The organism is Shewanella vaxholmensis, from assembly GCF_031932135.1.
GTDB lineage: Bacteria > Pseudomonadota > Gammaproteobacteria > Enterobacterales > Shewanellaceae > Shewanella > Shewanella hafniensis.
The window spans coordinates 18,841-36,500 of the sequence record NZ_JAUOEV010000017.1; the positions used below are offsets into that span (position 1 = coordinate 18,841).

General features: G+C 46.3%; 11 protein-coding genes. 4 read left to right on the top strand and 7 right to left on the bottom strand.

The genetic code is table 11. The features are described 5' to 3' along the window. Both pepN and Q4Q46_RS14685 read left to right on the top strand, forming a co-directional pair. Positions 1–2,634: an aminopeptidase N gene (pepN, locus tag Q4Q46_RS14680; RefSeq protein ID WP_311906332.1), complete on the top strand. Its 2,634-nt coding sequence runs from the start codon at positions 1–3 to the stop codon at positions 2,632–2,634. A 477-nt stretch (positions 2,635–3,111) separates the two neighbouring features. After that, positions 3,112–5,004: a methyl-accepting chemotaxis protein gene (locus tag Q4Q46_RS14685; protein WP_220591005.1), complete on the top strand. Its 1,893-nt coding sequence runs from the start codon at positions 3,112–3,114 to the stop codon at positions 5,002–5,004. Between the two features lie 136 nt (positions 5,005–5,140). Here Q4Q46_RS14685 and Q4Q46_RS14690 read toward each other — a convergent pair whose 3' ends face one another. Beyond that, complete coding sequence (locus Q4Q46_RS14690) at positions 5,141–6,607, bottom strand: diguanylate cyclase domain-containing protein (RefSeq protein WP_311906333.1); 1,467 nt, start codon at positions 6,605–6,607, stop codon at positions 5,141–5,143. A 294-nt stretch (positions 6,608–6,901) separates the two neighbouring features. Here Q4Q46_RS14690 and Q4Q46_RS14695 point away from each other — a divergent pair, with 294 nt between their 5' ends. Further along, on the top strand, positions 6,902–7,855 hold the full coding sequence (locus tag Q4Q46_RS14695; RefSeq protein WP_311906334.1) for a DUF72 domain-containing protein: 954 nt from the start codon (positions 6,902–6,904) through the stop codon (positions 7,853–7,855). A gap of 244 nt (positions 7,856–8,099) precedes the next feature. Here Q4Q46_RS14695 and Q4Q46_RS14700 read toward each other — a convergent pair whose 3' ends face one another. Together Q4Q46_RS14700 and Q4Q46_RS14705 are read right to left on the bottom strand one after the other, a co-directional pair. Beyond that, complete coding sequence (locus Q4Q46_RS14700; RefSeq protein ID WP_261273004.1) at positions 8,100–9,569, bottom strand: inorganic phosphate transporter; 1,470 nt, start codon at positions 9,567–9,569, stop codon at positions 8,100–8,102. Positions 9,570–9,801: 232 nt separating this feature from the next. Next, the gene (locus Q4Q46_RS14705; protein ID WP_311906335.1) at positions 9,802–10,617 is read right to left on the bottom strand and encodes an AraC family transcriptional regulator; all 816 of its coding nucleotides are present in this window, start codon (positions 10,615–10,617) and stop codon (positions 9,802–9,804) included. Between the two features lie 84 nt (positions 10,618–10,701). Here Q4Q46_RS14705 and Q4Q46_RS14710 point away from each other — a divergent pair, with 84 nt between their 5' ends. Continuing rightward, complete coding sequence (locus tag Q4Q46_RS14710; protein WP_311906336.1) at positions 10,702–11,418, top strand: type 1 glutamine amidotransferase; 717 nt, start codon at positions 10,702–10,704, stop codon at positions 11,416–11,418. 96 nt (positions 11,419–11,514) lie between these two features. On the opposite strand, the gene Q4Q46_RS14715 is transcribed toward Q4Q46_RS14710, so the two are convergent. The 4 genes from Q4Q46_RS14715 to Q4Q46_RS14730 all read right to left on the bottom strand — a co-directional run bounded on the left by Q4Q46_RS14715 (position 11,515) and on the right by Q4Q46_RS14730 (position 17,566). Continuing rightward, on the bottom strand, positions 11,515–13,203 hold the full coding sequence (locus tag Q4Q46_RS14715; protein WP_006083981.1) for an OpgD/OpgG family glucan biosynthesis protein: 1,689 nt from the start codon (positions 13,201–13,203) through the stop codon (positions 11,515–11,517). Positions 13,204–13,510: 307 nt separating this feature from the next. After that, positions 13,511–13,945 carry a PaaI family thioesterase gene (locus Q4Q46_RS14720; protein WP_311906337.1) on the bottom strand — a complete coding sequence of 145 codons (435 nt, stop codon included), beginning with the start codon at positions 13,943–13,945 and terminating at the stop codon, positions 13,511–13,513. Between the two features lie 180 nt (positions 13,946–14,125). After that, positions 14,126–16,291, bottom strand: coding sequence for a catalase/peroxidase HPI (gene katG / locus Q4Q46_RS14725; protein ID WP_311906338.1), 2,166 nt, complete (start codon positions 16,289–16,291; stop codon positions 14,126–14,128). Positions 16,292–16,594: 303 nt separating this feature from the next. Next, positions 16,595–17,566: a GGDEF domain-containing protein gene (locus Q4Q46_RS14730; protein ID WP_311906339.1), complete on the bottom strand. Its 972-nt coding sequence runs from the start codon at positions 17,564–17,566 to the stop codon at positions 16,595–16,597. Positions 17,567–17,660 lie beyond the last annotated feature (94 nt).

Genomic DNA, 17,660 nt, shown 5'->3' on the forward strand with positions numbered 1-17,660 from the left:
GTGAACTTGTTTAAAGCCAGTTTTGTTGCCCTTGCCTGCGGCGCATTGATGTCGTGTGCCACCCAAAGCACTCTTAATACGGGTCCACGTGACGCCAGTGCTTACATTAGCCAGTATCAGGCCGCGCTGCGCTCGCAGATCATTTCTGATGTTCGCTATGAATTGGATTTTCAGCTCACAGGGGAAGCCGAGTTTTCCGCCACCTCCAAAGTGACCTTTCAATTAAGTGAAATACCAAAACAACTGAGCTTAGATTTAAACAAGGCACAGATAAAACGCTTTATCATCAACGGCACCGCCGTATATCCAAATTATAATGGCGCTTACATTAGCTTAAATACGCGTCTGCTGACCTCGGGTGAAAACACGGTTGAAGTGCAGTTTACTCGTCCTCACAGCACCAACGGCGAAGGTTTGCACCGTTTTAAAGATCCGGTCGATGGCAAGGTCTACCTCTATTCGCATTTTGAACCCGCCGCCGCGCAGCAAATGTTTGCCGTATTCGACCAACCGGATATCAAAGCCAACTATCAGATTACGGTCACAGCGCCCAAAGATTGGCAAGTGATTAGCACTATGCGTGAAAGCCAAATCACTCCAGCAGGCGCATACAATCGTTGGACCTTCCCTGATACGCCAAAACTTAGTCCGTATAACTTTTCTATGCATGCGGGCCCTTACCACATGTGGCAGGACAACTCGGGCCGCTATCCGATGCGCCTGTTCGCCCGTGAATCTGTGGCGAATCAAGTCACACCGCAGGATTGGTTTAACTATACCAAACAAGGGTTAACCTTCTTCGATAACTACTTTGGCATTCCATATCCCTTTAAGAAATATGATCAAATTCTGGTGCCTGATTTCCTCTATGGCGCGATGGAAAACGCAGGTGCTGTCACCTTTTCTGAAGATCATTTCCTCTTTAAAGCGGCCATGACAGCAGATCAAAAGCAAAACTTAGCCGGCGTTATCATGCATGAAATGGCGCATCAATGGTTTGGCGATCTCGTTACCATGAAATGGTGGAATGGCCTGTGGCTTAATGAAAGTTTTGCCTCTTTTATGGGAACGCTTGCGACTCAGGAAGCGACCGAATTCACCAATGCTTGGCGCAGCTTCTACGCCAAAGGCAAACAAAAAGCCTATGAGCAGGACAGCTTAGTCACCACGCATCCGATTGAAGTGCCAGTGGCAACAACCCAAAACGCCTTCGACAATATCGATGCGATCACTTATCAAAAAGGCGCATCGACACTGAAACAACTGCGCCACTTGCTGGGCGACATGGTGTTTCGCCGTGGCGTCAGCAATTATTTAAAACAATATAGTTATCAAAATGCCGAATTAGACGATTTTATCAATAGCCTAGGCAAAGCCGCGGGTCGTGACTTAAGCGCATGGACTCAAGAATGGCTCTACAGCGCGGGCGTTAACACCATCAAGGCGGAATATCGCTGTGAAGCTAACCGCATCAGTAACTTTAGTTTGCTACAGCTCCCTGCAAGCACTGAACTGCCAACATTACGCGAACAAAAAGTCCAAGTGGCCCTCTTTACCCAAGGCCGCTTCGATTTGCGTCATGACGTCACAGTGCCTGTCACTTACAAGGGTGAGCGTACCGAAGTCAAACAACTGATTGGTGAGCGCTGCCCAGACTTAGTCTACCCAAACTTTGATGATTGGGGTTTTGTGAAAGTCGAGCTCGATGACAAATCCTTTAACACTGCAAAACAGCAGTTGAGTAATGTGTCAGATCCACTGCTGCGCTCTATGCTGTGGCAAAGTCTGTGGGACAGTGTTCGCGAAGGTAAATTGAGCTTAGATCAATACCTAAGCACGGTATTTGTTAATGCGCCTGCTGAGACGGACTACACGATTGTCGGTCAGATCATCGATAGCATGTTGCGCTCGAAGCAGTATCTCGCACAAATCGCACCTATTCAGCAAAACTACGCTGAGAATGCAGTCAAAGGCTTAAGCCAGATGAGCCTTAGAAAAGCGATGGAAAGCAAAGGCGATAATGACTTCCAACGCATTTGGTTCGATGCGTATGTCAGTTTAGCCAGCGACAGGGATTCACTGCGCCATTTAGCGCAACTCGTTGACGGTGAAACAAAAATTAAGGGGTTAACCTTAGATCAAGATTTACGCTGGGCGATCATCACCCAGCTCAATCGCTATGATTTCCCTAACGCGCAGCAACGTTTAACCAAAGAAGCGGCTAAGGATAATTCGGACTCAGGCGAGAAAGCAGCGCTTGCGGCGCAAGTAATCCGCCCTGAGGCCGCGGCAAAACGTCGCTGGCTAAGTAAGGTCCATCTAGACAGCCTGCCTTTCTCCAAGCAACGTATTATTATGCAAAATCTTTATCCTGCGGAGCAGAAACTATTGAGCGCGGCTACGGCGGAGGAACGTCTGGCGAGCTTGAGGGATATGGACAAAAAAGGTCCCGTATTTATGCGTAACTACAGCCACTTCCTCGTTCCAACCGATTGTAATTACAATAGTATAGCAGCGCTAGACAAGGTTCTTGATCGTCAAACGGGATTATCAAATATCACTCGCCGCAATCTATTAGAAACCCGTCAAATGGAACAACGCTGCGTGTTGATCAAAAGTAAAATGACCCAATGATATTTAAGCCATTTTAGAATTAAAAAGGAGCTTCTAGAAGCTCCTTTTTTGTGCGGTAATAGATGGAAGCTAAGCTCGAAACATAAGAAAAAGTAACGCAAACAACTTAACGTTAAATAAACAAGCTAGCATTCTGAATCAATTAATCGCAATCGAAAACGGTAACATAGTTAATTATATCGTTAACGGAAATGGGTATATTTTAATGGCTTAGTGACGGTAAATAAAGATATTCGTCATCTGCAAAATATTATTTCCTCTTCGATTCAGTCTTCTCAGTTTATCGAGTAAGCATTAATAACAAATGGCTTACCTAATCGTTATTAACATAAAAATCATGCCATTATAAAGCGACTGATTTATGGGCGTCATGTCTAAATTTATTACTATAATTTCTCAATGCTTTAATGTTTTGTCTCTTATAGCCGCTATACTAAAACAACGTTAGAGCGCTAACGGAATATAAAGGAATAGATTATGCGATCGACACTCAAAACACGACTGCTGTTTAGCAGCCTCTCCGCGGTACTGATCACTATTGCTGTACTCGTAAGTATCTCTAGTTATTTCATTAGAAATAATGCGTTAGAAAACACTCAACATGAAATTGATCAACTGGCGAATACCTTTTCATCCGGCATTGGTCAATGGATGCAAGACAGAAAAATGGCCATTACCAGCCTAAAACAAGCCATTGAAGCCGATCCGAGCAAAAACGTCACCCCTCACTTGCTGCAAGCGCATACGGCGGTTGACTTTGCCCTCACCTATTATGGCGACGAGCAAGGCAACATGTATCGCCAAGATCCTTCTCTAAATACCGCGAATTATGATCCCCGCGTCCGCCCTTGGTATATGGACGCTAAAGCCGCCGGTAAAATGATCATGACAGCGCCCTACGTCAGCGCCACACTGAAAAAACAAGTCGTGACCATTGCCGAGCCTGTGATGGGATCAGGACAGCTGATAGGCGTGGCCGCAGCGAACTTAACCATAGATCAATTAACCGATGCGGTGCAGCGCCTCGAAGTGCCGGGCGAAGGTTATACCTTGATGGTCGATACTGCGGGACTCATCATCAGTCATCCCAATAGCCAGTTCAATACCCAGCAACTCACAAAAATTGATAGTAATTTTAGCAATAGCTGGTTATCACAACGCACCAATGCCAATACCATGGAAGAACGCACCCTAGATGGCGCCACTAAATTAGTCTATGTCGCGGCAATTCCCTCAACGGACTGGGCGTTGATTTTCGTGATGGATAAAAAAGAAATCATGTCACAGGCAACCGACCTTGCCTGGTGGATGTCGGCCGTAGGTGTCGCCCTATTAGTACTCTTTGGTTTGATTTTAATCGCGATTTTCAAAATCCAATTCAAAGATCTCGAACGCGTTGCCCAAGCACTCAATGATATCGCCGAAGGTGATGGTGACCTAACTGTGCGCATTCATACTGCCAACAGTCATGATGAAATTGGTATGTTGGCTTCGGGCTTTAACCGCTTTGTGGAACGTCTCCATGGCATGATTTCCCGTATGCACAAAATTGCAGGTCAATTGGAGCATCAAGCCCAAGGCAGCAGCGCTTCGGCCACGGACAACAGCCAACGCATTGAAGTCCAACAAGATGAAGTGACTATGGTCGCCACGGCTGTCACCGAAATGGCCAGTGCCACCGAAGAGATTGCCAGCAACGCCGAGCACACAGCACAAACGGCGCAAAATGCAGTCGGGCTTTCGAATCATGGCCACAAACAAGTCGCCCAGAGTCAGCAATCTATCCGTAATTTAGCCAGTGAAGTTGAAACTGCCGGCCGAATTATCGGCGAGCTAAATGAGCACTCACAGAAGATCAACAGTATTCTATTAACGATCAGTGGCATCGCAGAACAAACCAACTTACTCGCACTTAACGCAGCCATTGAAGCCGCACGAGCGGGTGAACAAGGCCGAGGCTTTGCTGTGGTTGCCGACGAAGTGCGTGTACTGTCACAACGCACTCATTCATCGACCCAAGAAATTCAAGCCATGATCGAAACCCTCCAACAAACCGCCGGCAAAGCTGTTAAATCTATGACTCAGAGTCATGAAATGGCAGAAACCAGTGTGGCCGATGCTAATTCCGCCAGCGAAAGTTTGTTGCTGATCAGTAAAGCCATTAATGACATTTCGGATATGGCGAGCCAAATTGCCACGGCAGCTGAAGAACAAACTTCAGTCACCAGCGAAATTAACCGCAATACTGAGTCGATTCGTGAAGTGTCGGAGAATCTGTCGATTGAAGCGCAAACCTCTATGGTGCAAGCGCAGGAACTCGCCCACTTGGCGGCGTCATTACAGCAGGAAGTAAATCGCTTCAAACTATAGAGTCATCACGATTCTATACTCTGATGCCGTAAAATCGTTCCAAACAATAATGCCCGCCAATGTCACTGACATTGACGGGCATTTCTTTATACCTTCCAGCCGCTCCAACTCTTGCGCCTGAACACCTCAATCGGACTCACACTATCTTAGTCGCCTTGTTTTCAAGGTTATTTAACTCAGCGTCTTCTAACTCACTGTCTTCTGACTCAGAAGCAACAGGTAGCGGATCTGCATTTAGGTTTTTTAGCCCTTGATAGCCCATTTCAATGCGATTACCCCCATTTTTCTTAGCCTTATACATAGCAGCATCCGCACAGGAAAGTAACTGTTTTTCGTCCATGCCGTGCTCTGGATACAAGGCAATACCAATACTCGGTAAAATATGGATTTGCTGATCGGCAAGCTCGAAGGGTTGATTAAGAACTTGTAATATTTTATGCGCTGCCAATAGGGTATTTTGAGCAGAATCAACACGTTCTAGTAAGATCACAAACTCATCACCGCCGAAACGCGCTACGGTATCTGAGCCCCTAACACAGCTGAGAATACGCTGCGCCGTTACTTGCAGCAGCAAATCGCCAACGCTATGACCAAAGGTATCGTTAACCCATTTAAACTTATCTAAGTCTAAATAAAGTAAAGAGAAATAACTTGATTCCCTATGGGCGCGGGATAGCGCCTTTTGAAACCTGTCGTAAAAAAGCTCGCGATTGGGTAACAGAGTTAGCTGATCATACAGCGCAATATGCTCTAATCGCGCAAGCATTTGTCGGCGTTCAATCGCAAAGGCAATTTGCGTAGAAACAAACTCCAATAGCTCACGGTCTTGGTGCGTATAAGAAGCCGAAGTGGGCAAGCTATGCATCATCAAGGCACCGATAACGCCTTTTTGCAGCTTTAGCGGCACCCCCAGCCAACTTAAATTGCCATTACCCAGCTCTTCGCGAATGGCTTGGGGATACTCAGATAAGGTCACAGGACACAGGAGTAAAGATTCTGCACTGTGGATCACTTGTTCGGTAAACAAGCTGAAACTTGCGATATCGACCAGTGAATTATCACCCGCGGCGGCTTTATAGGGGAAACTGAGTTCATTCAAATCCTGATCGTACAATGCAATGGCAAAATTTGCCGCAGGTAGCAATTTCGCAATAATTTCATGGATACGGCGGTATAGGGCTAGCAAGTCCTCAGCAACATGCACAGCTTCAGAAATCTCATACAGGGCTGCTTGTCGGCGTTCGGCGTTTTTACTTTTAGAGATATCCCTCGCCACTGCCACACGTTGCTGGTGAACCTCGGACCAGCGGGCAGACCATAAAATATCGACAACTGTGCCGTCTTTACGCACATAACGGTTTTCGAAATCGACCTTATAGCGGCCAGTCATAATCTCATTGGCAGTTGCGAGTGTGCGTTCTCTATCTTCAGGCAGCACAAGATCGAGCATCTGCATACCTATCATTTCCGCAGGCGTATAGCCAAAAATACGTTCAGCCCCCGCACTGACAAATTCAAACCGCCCAGTTTTATCAACGACGCAAATAGCATCCAAAAGAAGGTCAATAAAATTGCTTAGGGAAGTGTAGCCATCATTATTCACACCGTTCTCCAATCAACGTCTGTATTTGGCTAAGTAATAAGTCTGATCATAAGCATAAAAATAATAATAACGCACTATTAGAGTAGGTTAATTTTCAATGTCATTCCAGAGTTGCCCAAGTTGGGCTCGGCTTTTTATAGGATTAAATGCAAACAAAATCAAATACAATACCCTAAGCCATCAGCGGCGAGATTTGACTCTAAACTAAGGGTATCGGCACAATGCCCCAAACCCTAGCCTACATCAGGCTAGGATTGCATTGGCAAATGTGAATAAAATTTAAGGAAGGTCTTTTTGGATGAGTTGCGTTCTGGGTTAAATAAACCGAGTCATTTTCGCCTTGGGCTAGCCATGTGGTCACACTCAAATTGGCAAGAGAGTGTCTATGGCCATGGGATTAAACAAGCGGAGCGACTCGCCCGTTACGCCACAATATTCAATACGGTCGAAGGCAACACCAGTTTCTACGCAACGCCAGCACAGCAAACTGTAATGAACTGGCACAGTGCCACACCCGATGATTTTCGCTTTACCTTCAAGCTGCCGCAAACCATTACCCACCAAAAACTATTGCAATACTGTGGCCAAGAGTTGAAAGATTTCTTCCAAGTGATGGCGCCATTAATTGATAAAACGGGGATCTGGAAAATCCAACTACCCGCCCATTTCGGCCCAGAAAACTTACCTGTGTTAGCGCAATTTCTCAATCAAGTCCCCCAAGGATTAACCTATGGCGTTGAAGTCAGGCATGCTGCATTTTTTGCGAAGGGAGAAGCCGAGCGTGCACTGAATCGATTGCTTATCGATAAAAAAGTGAATCGCATCATCATGGATAGCAGGCCCTTGTTTGCCCTACCACCCAGCAACGCCGCCATTATCGACGCCCATAAGAAAAAACCTCGAGTGCCAGTGCATGCGATTGCCACCGCAAATCATCCTGTGGTGCGCTTTATCGGCCAAGCAGACGATGCCGTAACACGACTCGCGCAGCAAGGCGCGAGTGCTTTACCTAAGGATAACGATGCCTTTTTTGATAACTGGCTCGCCCAACTCCCGCTGTGGCTTACTGAAGGCCGAGAGCCTTATCTATTTATCCATACTCCCGATAATGAAACCGCACCAGAACTCGCCATACGTCTCTATCAAAAATTGCGCAGCCAAATTGCAACGCACATTCAACTCGCCGAGATAAACCTGCTTGAAAAGAAACCCGAAGAGACAAGCCCCCAGATGGGACTTTCTTGGTAGAACGCTATTAAGGTAAAACTGGCCTAATAAAACCCACGGCAAGCTCGCCGTGGGTATCGCTGCTCTTATTATTGGTATCGTGCTTTAAAACGTATTCGAGATTGCTCAACCATTTTATTCTTGTGGGTGTTGAAGACTCAACACTAACAAGATGCCTTAGCTCATTATGCGCGGGAAACGGCGCTGAATTTAAACACCAAGCGCTTAAGGCTTGGCTATGTGAGCATTCAGCTTATATTTCTGGCTAACCCCAAAGTGCATTGGCAAGGATAAATACGCACGCAGAGAGCAACATAGTGATAGGAAGCGTCAATAGCCAAGCGAGCATGATTTGCTTGATTGTCTGGATCTGAAGCCCTGAGCGATTCGCCACCATAGTGCCAGCAACAGCGGAAGATAGAATATGAGTCGTCGATACCGGCATGCCCGTCATACTGGCAATCCCAATCGATACGGCAGCGGTGACCTGTGCAGCAATACCTTGGCTGTAGGTCATACTCGATGAACCAATTTTCTCACCCACGGTATACACAATCCTTCGCCAACCCACTAACGTGCCGCAGCCCAGTGCAGTCGCAATGGCAATAATCACCCAAAGTGGCGCATATTCAGTGGTGTGGGTGAGATCCTTGCGCCATTTCGCCAATGAAGTCAGATCTTTCACGGGCAGATCTAACTTAGCGACTTGGCGAGCGGTATCATCAATACACAAGAGTAATCGACGCACCTCGCGTCGCTCAGCGACATTCATCTCTTGGTAAGTCGAGACTTTTGCCAAGCGACGGTCGAGCAGCGACATCGCGGGCAATACATTCGCGGGCGAGCAATGGGCCAGCATATATTCGGGGACGTTTGCTGAAGCGTTAAAGTCGATCACATCGGCGATAACGGCTTGATTGCGATCGTAAATCGCCATGATGCGCCGATTGGCATCTTGAGTTCTTTCTAAATCATAGGGTTGGCTGCCCATATCCAAGGCAAAATACGCCGGAGCCATACAAATCAGCACTAACATCACTAGGCCGATACCCTTCTGACCATCGTTAGAACCATGGGCAAAACTCACGCCCATAGCAGAGACAATTAAACTCGCCCTGGCCCAAAATGGCGGGTGTTTTTTACCATTAATCTGCATCTGTTCATCGGGAGTACGGTGAATTTTATGTTTCTGCCAGACATATTTCATGATGAGCAGAAAAATCCCAGCCATCACAAAACCTAAGGTCGGCGAAATAATTAAAGACAACATGATCTGCGAGGCTTTAGAGACATTAATGCCCTGCAAGATAGGTTGATGATTCATCCACGCGAACGCGCCGCCCACGCCCATTATTGACCCAATCAAGGTATGGGAACTCGATGCTGGAATACCAAAATACCAAGTGCCTAAGTTCCAGATAATTGCCGAAAACAGCAAAGAAAAGACCATCAATAAACCTTGGGTCGAATCCATGCCGAGCAAGGAATCTACGGGCAATAAATGCACTATCGCATAGGCCACACCTAAACCACCTAATAGCACACCCGCAAAGTTAAAGAGTGCAGAGGTAGCAACAGCAAGATTGGCCGGCATCGCCTTGGTATAGATAACTGTCGCCACCGCATTGGCGGTGTCGTGGAAACCATTGATGAACTCGTATGCCAATACAAACAGTATCGCAAGCACTAAACCCACAGACCAAGCAAAGCCTAACGTAGTGAACATTTCAAACATAACATACTGACCCATGGCGAGAACGCCCACAGATTACGCCTATATTTGGCCTCTTTTACAGTGAAAAATTATTTAGATTGTCAAAAAGTGAATTAGTCCTCAATAACTCAGTCGTATGCTTGCAATTGATGATTATATTCAACGATATGAATAACCGCGAATAAAATCCATAAAGCATTGATTCAAATTAAAAAGTCAGATGAAATGCTCGTTATCATAGGTCGTAACTGCGTTATATCCCATGATCGCCTAACCGAAATCGCTGTGGCGTCATCCCAAAGCGCTCCTTGAAAGCTTTGATATAGGATGAATCATTTTGATAACCGATTTGGTGAGCCACATTCTGTATTGATAGGTCTGTGGCCAATAACGACAGCGAATAGATCAGCCGCAAATGTTGACGCCATAAGACGAATGAGGAACCAAACTCCCTCACAAATAACCTCGACAATGTTCGTTCCGATGCCCCAACCATCTCACCCCATTTCACTAAAGAGAAATCTAAAGCTGGTGTTTGGGTTAAATGCTCAAAGATCAATTTTAGGCGCCTATCTTGCGGTATCAGTAACTTAAAAGTCTGTCCTTCCGCACTATTAATTTGATCGTATAACACCTCAAGCAAACGCTGTATTGCCGCCAGAGCCATTGGCTCAACATTCGTTGGGGGATTAAAAACACATTGTTTTCTAAGCGTTAGCACCAACTCCCTTAGAAAAGCACTCATAGCGACGGGTTTTATCATGGCGCCATAATCTCGGCCATACATAGGATTCAAATAGACACCAATAAAGCAGGTATCTGTAATCGCAACAGACTCATGCATGACACCTGCAGGTACAAAAAGCGCTGTAGTATGGGGGACCAAAAACAGTGCCCCATTTGCCTCTGTCTGTAACAGGCCTTGAAGCGGAAAAATAAGCTGATGCCAACAGTGCTGGTGTAAAGCATCCACATATCCCTTCTGCATCTCAATCGTTTTTACAAAAGAAGGCATATTAGGCGCTTGCTCAATAATGGTATTAATAGAATCGAGTTGGCGATTTAGCATTATTACTTGTCCATATAACGTTATTCAGCCAAATAAAAAGGATTGTAGCATAGCGTTATCCCATAAAAGACACAGGAAAACTCGATGCGCATTCATTGCATTATCCATGAAAGCTATGAAGGTCCAGGCTATTTTAGCGATTGGGCCGCAAGCAAAAACTACAGTATGAGCTTTAGCAGAATCTATCTAAATGAAGCTTTACCTGACAATAGTGATGGTTTTGATCTATTAATTATCCTCGGTGGCCCCCAATCTCCCGCGACATGCCAAAGCGATTGTCCATATTTTGATAGCCAAGCAGAACAAAGACTTATCAGGCAAGCTATCCAGACAAATAAAGCCGTTGTGGGTGTTTGTCTTGGAGCACAGTTAATCGGCGAGGCATTAGGTGCCCGTTATCAAAAGAGTCCACATGCCGAGATTGGTTACTTCCCTATTGAACTGACTGCAGCAGGAAGACGTGATATTAGCCTTAAGACATTTTCGACAACTGAAGTGGTCGGCCACTGGCATAACGATATGCCAGGCCTCACTCCCGATTGCGAAGTGCTCGCCACAAGTGAAGCTTGCCCAAGGCAAATAATACGTTACACACATTTAGTTTTTGGATTTCAATGCCATCTTGAATTTATCAGTAGCCAATTAACGCCATTAATAGCCCAAGAACATGCTTTTTCCAGTACACAAAAAATGCCATATATTCAAAGCCCAGAGTTCATCTTGAGACAATCAACGACTCGAATGAATCAGTTGCTGGGGCATTTTTTAGATAATCTAGTCTTAGCCTATCAAGCCGTATAAATCCAAAAACTGAAGATGCAGGATTTAGCGGGCTCAGCCAAAACAAAAACGCCAGCTAAGTTAGCTGGCGTTTTAGATTAATGACTCACTAATCGCTTATTGCAGATGACCCGCATTGTGCAATTCACGATCATCCTTAGCAGGCGGATTCCACTGATACATCCAAGTTTCAGACAATGGCTGGCCATCAACTTCTAAATAGACTCTCAGGTTAATCGGCTCAGTACCGTCTCCGGGTGGCACTACGTCAAACATAGCGCGGTAACCATTAATCGACGCTAGAGGACGGGCAGATTCAATTTCGACTTTGCCTTCAGATGCAGTGATCACGGCTTTTACTTGGGTGTCTTTGCCTATCATAGGCAAAGTGCCGCCCGCGAAATCCACCACAAAACGCTTACTGTAGTATTTGCGTTTCTGGCCAACTACGCCGCCAATCCCGGTGAAGGTATCAACAACGCGAGCACGGGGTGATTGAACCGGTGGAATGCCGCCCCAATACATGTTGTAGCTATACAGCAGCTCTTGACCCGGCACAATCGGCTCAGCAGGATTCCAGAAAGCCACTATGTTATCGAAGGTTTCATCCAGTGTTGGGATTTCAACTAACTGCACTGAACCTTTACCCCAACTGCTTGTTGGTTCAATCCACAGGCTTGGGCGTTTATCGTAAAACACGCCGTCATCCTGATAGTGATCGAAGTTGCGGTCACGTTGCAGTAAACCAAAACCCTTTGGATTCTCATCGCTATAGGCGTTGAATCGTAGGTTTTCTGGATTACCTAGTGGACGCCAAATCCATTCACCATTACCCGTGTGCATGGCTAAGCCATCGGTATCATGGATTTCTGGACGCCAGTCGTAACCGGTACGGCGATCGTTCTCACCCACCATAAACATACTGGTCAGTGGCGCTACGCCTAAACGTTCAATTGCTTTACGTGGATAAACAGCCACATCAACTTTCATTTTTAAACGCTCACCCGGTTCGATATCGAAACGGTAAGCCCCCGTGACACTCGGAGAGTCTAACAAGGCATACACAGTCGTGATGTTCGATCCTGGTTTAGGTTTTTCTAACCAGAAGTCGGTGAACATTGGAAACTCTTCAGGTTTTGGCAGCGCAGTATCCACCGCTAAACCACGAGCCGACAGGCCGTATTGCATCTCATGACCCACAGCGCGGAAATAGCTGGCGCCAAGGAAAGCGACAACGTCACGTTCCCAATCGGTATTGAACTGCATACGGAAACCCGCAAAGCCAAGATCCTTAGGCAACTGACTGCCTTTCACCTTTGACTTGCCGTAATCGAACATAGAAGGCGAATAGTCGATTAACTTAGCCTTGCCTTCATTCAATTCATAAATGTGAATTGGCGTGTCGAAATACAGCCCTAGGTGGAACAGCTCAGCACGAAACTCCGAGTCCTGATCGCGCCACAGTGCAGCTTTCTTCTTAAAGTGGAATTGTTGGTAATCATCCCAGCTCATGCCTTGAAGGCTTTTAGGCAATTCGCCTTTATGGCTTTCATAGGGTTGTGCAGCCATAGTTCGGGCATAGCCCTTAAGCCAAGCGTAACTGAACTCTTCACCTTCTTGTGGTGACGCCTGCTTACCCGCCGCACACGCCGAAAGACTCAGCAATACGCTACAGGTTAACAATACGCTGCCAACCATGCGCTGCAAACGGCCGCGACGAGAGGAAGATTGGGCTTCAATCGAAGGTACTGTCACCATCGATTGTTGGTAAACGTTTCTTTGTTCGGGAAATAAATTGGGTTGCATAAGCAGACTCTGAATTGGTGTAACTTCCTGACACTTCCCTGCAAATCTAACTAAATTTGCAGCGATGGCCCTGTGGAGAACTGTTGATGACAGAGGTAACAATACAGCGATCAGCAACAATTCGCCAGAATCTAACATACTTTCTGTCGAATGGAATATCGTATGCTAGCTATTTTCAATCTTGAAGCCTATTTATGAAAATATGATTAAAAAATTCCGTTATTTACTGAATTAATGCTCATAAAATCCTTACAGCTAACAGGGTAAAGTACTGTTCTAATAACATTGGGTACCGCATAGCATCAGCCTATGGTCTTAAAATCATGCAAGTCGCCGTAGCGGTGGCCAGTAATTTTCCATCCTGCGTTTTTAGCGTGCCTTCCGATATCCCTAAGGACTTAGACAGATTAATCACTCTGCCCTCGGCCACTAACACTTGATGCTTAGGCACAGGTCGAATCATTTTAATATTCAAATCGATAGTACCGTAACCCACACCCGCTTCAAGCAAAGTGTGCACAGCGCAGCCAGTAACAGAATCCAGTACAGTGGCAGCGAAACCACCATGAACGCCGCCTAGCGGATTCAGATGCTTATCATCGGCTGTCGCATTAAACAGCACAGAGCCTTCTTCGAATCGAATCAATGACATGGGCATAGTCTGGGTGATAGAAGGAGCAGGTAGTTCACCCTTTGCCATTGCCTGTAAAATAGCTAAACCCGACATTTGCTGAATGTTCATATCCCTACCCTAAATTGATAAACGCCGTTACAGATTAATAAAAATGATCGCGTAACCAGTGAGAGTTAGGCGATCATTTGACTGAAAAATCCACTTAAGCACTAGACTAACCTTCAAGACGACAAGACTTAAATCGGGCCCATTTGCCACTTAGATAAGACTTACAAACTAAAGCTAAACTCAGCGCAGATCAAACCTGTCTAAGTTCATTACCTTAGTCCAAGCCGCGATAAAGTCGTCGATAAATCGCAGCTGCGCATCGCTGCTCGCGTACACTTCTGCAAGTGCACGCAGCTGCGAGTTAGAGCCAAAAATCAAATCAACCCGCGACGCCGTCCATTTTTGCTGGCCGCTAACGCGATCAACACCTACAAACCTATCCTCCGCTTTGGAAGTGGGTTTCCATGTCGTCCCCATATCCAGCAAGTTAACGAAAAAGTCGTTGGTTAAAAACTCTGGGCGCGTGGTCAATACACCCGTTTTAGATTGATCGGCGTTCGTATCTAACACTCGCAACCCACCGATGAGCACTGTCATTTCCGGCGCGGTTAATGTCAGTAACTGTGCCCTATCGACCAATAACTCCTCCGCCGATAGCGAAAACTGGGTGGGATGATAATTTCTAAAGCCGTCAGCTACAGGCTCAAGTACCGCGAAAGATTCCACATCCGTTTGCGCTTGCGTGGCATCCATACGACCCGGCGTAAATGGAATCGTCACTTCAACCCCCGCATTTCTGGCTGCTTGATCGATACCAACACAACCTGCCAGCACAATTAAGTCAGCAAGGGAGATTTTTTTACCGCTTTTGTTGAACTCAGACTGAATAGTTTCAAGTACTTTCAGCACTTTAGCGAGTTGCTCAGGCTGATTCACTGGCCAATCTTTTTGCGGTGCGAGTCGAATTCGAGCACCGTTCGCACCACCGCGCATATCAGAACCGCGATAGGTAGACGCCGAGGCCCAAGCAGTGGCAACGACTTCTGAAATCGTTAATCCAGAACCAATAATCTTCAGTTTGAGATCAGTAACATCCTGCTCATTAACCAAGGGATGATCAACCGCAGGAATGGGGTCTTGCCAAAGAAACGTTTCTGCAGGCACTTCAGGACCCAAATAGCGTGTGCATGGCCCCATATCTCTGTGTGTCAGCTTGTACCAAGCTTTTGCAAATACGTCGGCAAACTCATCGGGATTTTCAAAGAATCGACGTGATATTTTCTCGTAATCAGGATCGAAGATCAGTGCAAGGTCAGTGGTCAACATAGTCGGCACATGACGTTTTGAGGCGTCGTGCGCATCGGGGATCACCCCTTTACCCGCGCCATTTTTAGGTTTCCACTGGTGGGCGCCCGCTGGGCTCTTAGTCAGTTCCCATTCATAACCGAATAGATTTTCAAAAAAATTGTTACTCCATTGGGTTGGCGTTGAGGTCCAAGTCACTTCAAGGCCACTGGAAATAGTATCGCCACCTTTACCACTTTTATAGCGACTCAGCCAACCTAGCCCTTGCTGCTCAATACTGGCGGCTTCGGGCTCAGGCCCGACTAATGCAGCATCACCTGCACCATGGGTTTTACCAAAAGTATGGCCACCGGCAATTAGGGCCACAGTTTCTTCATCATTCATTGCCATGCGAGCAAAGGTTTCGCGGATATCGACAGCGGCAGCGAAAGGATCGGGATCGCCATTCGGTCCTTCAGGATTAACATAAATCAGCCCCATTTGTACTGCAGCAAGAGGATCTTCAAGATCCCGCTCACCAGAATAACGCTTATCGTCTAACCACTTATCTTCGGTACCCCAGTAGACATCGACTTCGGGCTCCCATATATCGACTCGCCCACCGGCGAAGCCTAAGGTTTTGAATCCCATAGATTCCAGCGCGACATTACCCGTGAGGATCATTAAATCGGCCCAGGAGATTTTATTGCCATATTTCTGTTTGATCGGCCAAAGGAGCCTGCGAGCTTTATCGAGGTTGACGTTATCTGGCCAACTATTTAACGGCGCAAAACGTTGATTACCGCTGCCCGCACCGCCGCGTCCATCACCGGTACGGTAGGTGCCGGCACTGTGCCACGCCATACGAATAAATAGTGGTCCATAGTGACCAAAATCCGCTGGCCACCAGTCCTGTGAATCAGTCATTAATGCGAGGAGGTCTTGCTTTACCGCGGCTAAATCGAGGGATTTGAAGGCTTCAGCATAATTGAAGTCTTCACCCATAGGATTCGACAAGGAAGAGTGCTGATGCAGAATATCGAGCCGGAGCTGTTTAGGCCACCAATCTCGATTAGTGGTGCCACCAGCAGAATAATGCATAGGACATTTGTTCTCAGACATAACGTGCTCTCCTTCTGTTCGCAAAAAATATTCAAGTAAGTAAAAACTAAATGACTTTTGCTGCATGTTTGTACTGCGTAACGTTCTAACTCACCGACTAATCGTTTCTATAGAGAAACAAAAAACAGTCTAACGACCTTACCTTACCTCTAGATGAAACGCGATAAATCATCCCATTAAATAATGTTCAGCAAACATTGCCCTTTTAAATTAAAACATTAAAGGATAGCTAAGTTACTGCTGAGTCCAATATAAAGGGAGACATAATTGTCTCCCTTTTCATCTTGCTTAAGCACACATCAATTAAGGCGCATCACTGTGGTGGGCGGCTTTATCCTGATACATGGCCTTATCGGCGGAATCTAATAGATCCTCTAAACTCATCTCAGAATCTGGCGTCCAATGGGCGATACCAATACTGGCCGCTAAGCTATGTTGCTCAGGATGCTGTTGATTATATTGTTCAAGTAACAGCTTAAAACGCTCGATGACACGATTGACTGTATCGCTATGTACAAAACTTAATAGCACCACAAACTCATCGCCGCCAAGCCTTGCAATCACATCCGACTCCCTAAAAGCGGTCATCAGGATATGGGCAAAATCGTATAACACTTGGTCGCCCTTGAGGTGACCAAAGTTGTCATTCACTTCCTTAAAAAAATCGAGATCGAAGAAGAGTAATGCCGCCTCAGATTCAGTACGCCGACAACTCGCTAGCGCCTGATGGGCCAGTAATTCAAATCCACGCCGATTCGAAATCGTGGTCAAAGGATCTAAAGTATTTTGCGCGATAGAGAGTAATTCCGCCTCCACCATTTCACCCAAATCCGTCAAGGTTTCAATATCTTCAGCCGTAAACTCACGCGGTTCAGTACCGATTACACACAAGGTTCCTACCTGATATTGCCCGTGAATGGTTAAGGGATAGCCAGCGTAAAAGCGAATATGCGGCTGCTCCGTCACCAGTGGATTGTCACTAAAACGCGGATCTTTGAGGGCGTCGTTTACGATTAAAATACTGTGTTGATTAATCGCATGGCCGCAAAATGAAATTTCCCGCGGTGTTTCAGTCACCTCCAATCCTTGGCGAGACTTAAACCACTGCCGTTCGGCATCCACTAAGGTCACAACACAAACTGGCAAAGAGAAAATTCTGCGCGTCAGCCGAGTAATACGATCGAAACGTTCCTCGGCATCGGTGTCGAGCACATTGAGTGCGCGTAACGTGGCCAAACGTTGCAGCTCGTTTTCAGGGATAGTAGGTAATTGCATGGTGCTCTCTGCTAACTGCTCTCATTAAACTCTAGCCTAAATTGGGCATTCTTGCGGTGTTAAGGCTGATATTCGTTTCAGCTTTACTCCCTTT

Bases quoted from the DNA above. Each gene is read 5' to 3' on its own strand.
- Q4Q46_RS14685 (WP_220591005.1), top strand. From the start codon at position 3,112: ATGCGATCGACACTCAAAACACGACTGCTGTTTAGCAGCCTCTCCGCG.
- Q4Q46_RS14700 (WP_261273004.1), bottom strand. From the start codon at position 9,569: ATGTTTGAAATGTTCACTACGTTAGGCTTTGCTTGGTCTGTGGGTTTA.
- Q4Q46_RS14705 (WP_311906335.1), bottom strand. From the start codon at position 10,617: ATGCTAAATCGCCAACTCGATTCTATTAATACCATTATTGAGCAAGCG.
- Q4Q46_RS14710 (WP_311906336.1), top strand. From the start codon at position 10,702: ATGCGCATTCATTGCATTATCCATGAAAGCTATGAAGGTCCAGGCTAT.
- Q4Q46_RS14715 (WP_006083981.1), bottom strand. From the start codon at position 13,203: ATGCAACCCAATTTATTTCCCGAACAAAGAAACGTTTACCAACAATCG.
- Q4Q46_RS14720 (WP_311906337.1), bottom strand. From the start codon at position 13,945: ATGAACATTCAGCAAATGTCGGGTTTAGCTATTTTACAGGCAATGGCA.
- katG (WP_311906338.1), bottom strand. From the start codon at position 16,291: ATGTCTGAGAACAAATGTCCTATGCATTATTCTGCTGGTGGCACCACT.
- Q4Q46_RS14730 (WP_311906339.1), bottom strand. From the start codon at position 17,566: ATGCAATTACCTACTATCCCTGAAAACGAGCTGCAACGTTTGGCCACG.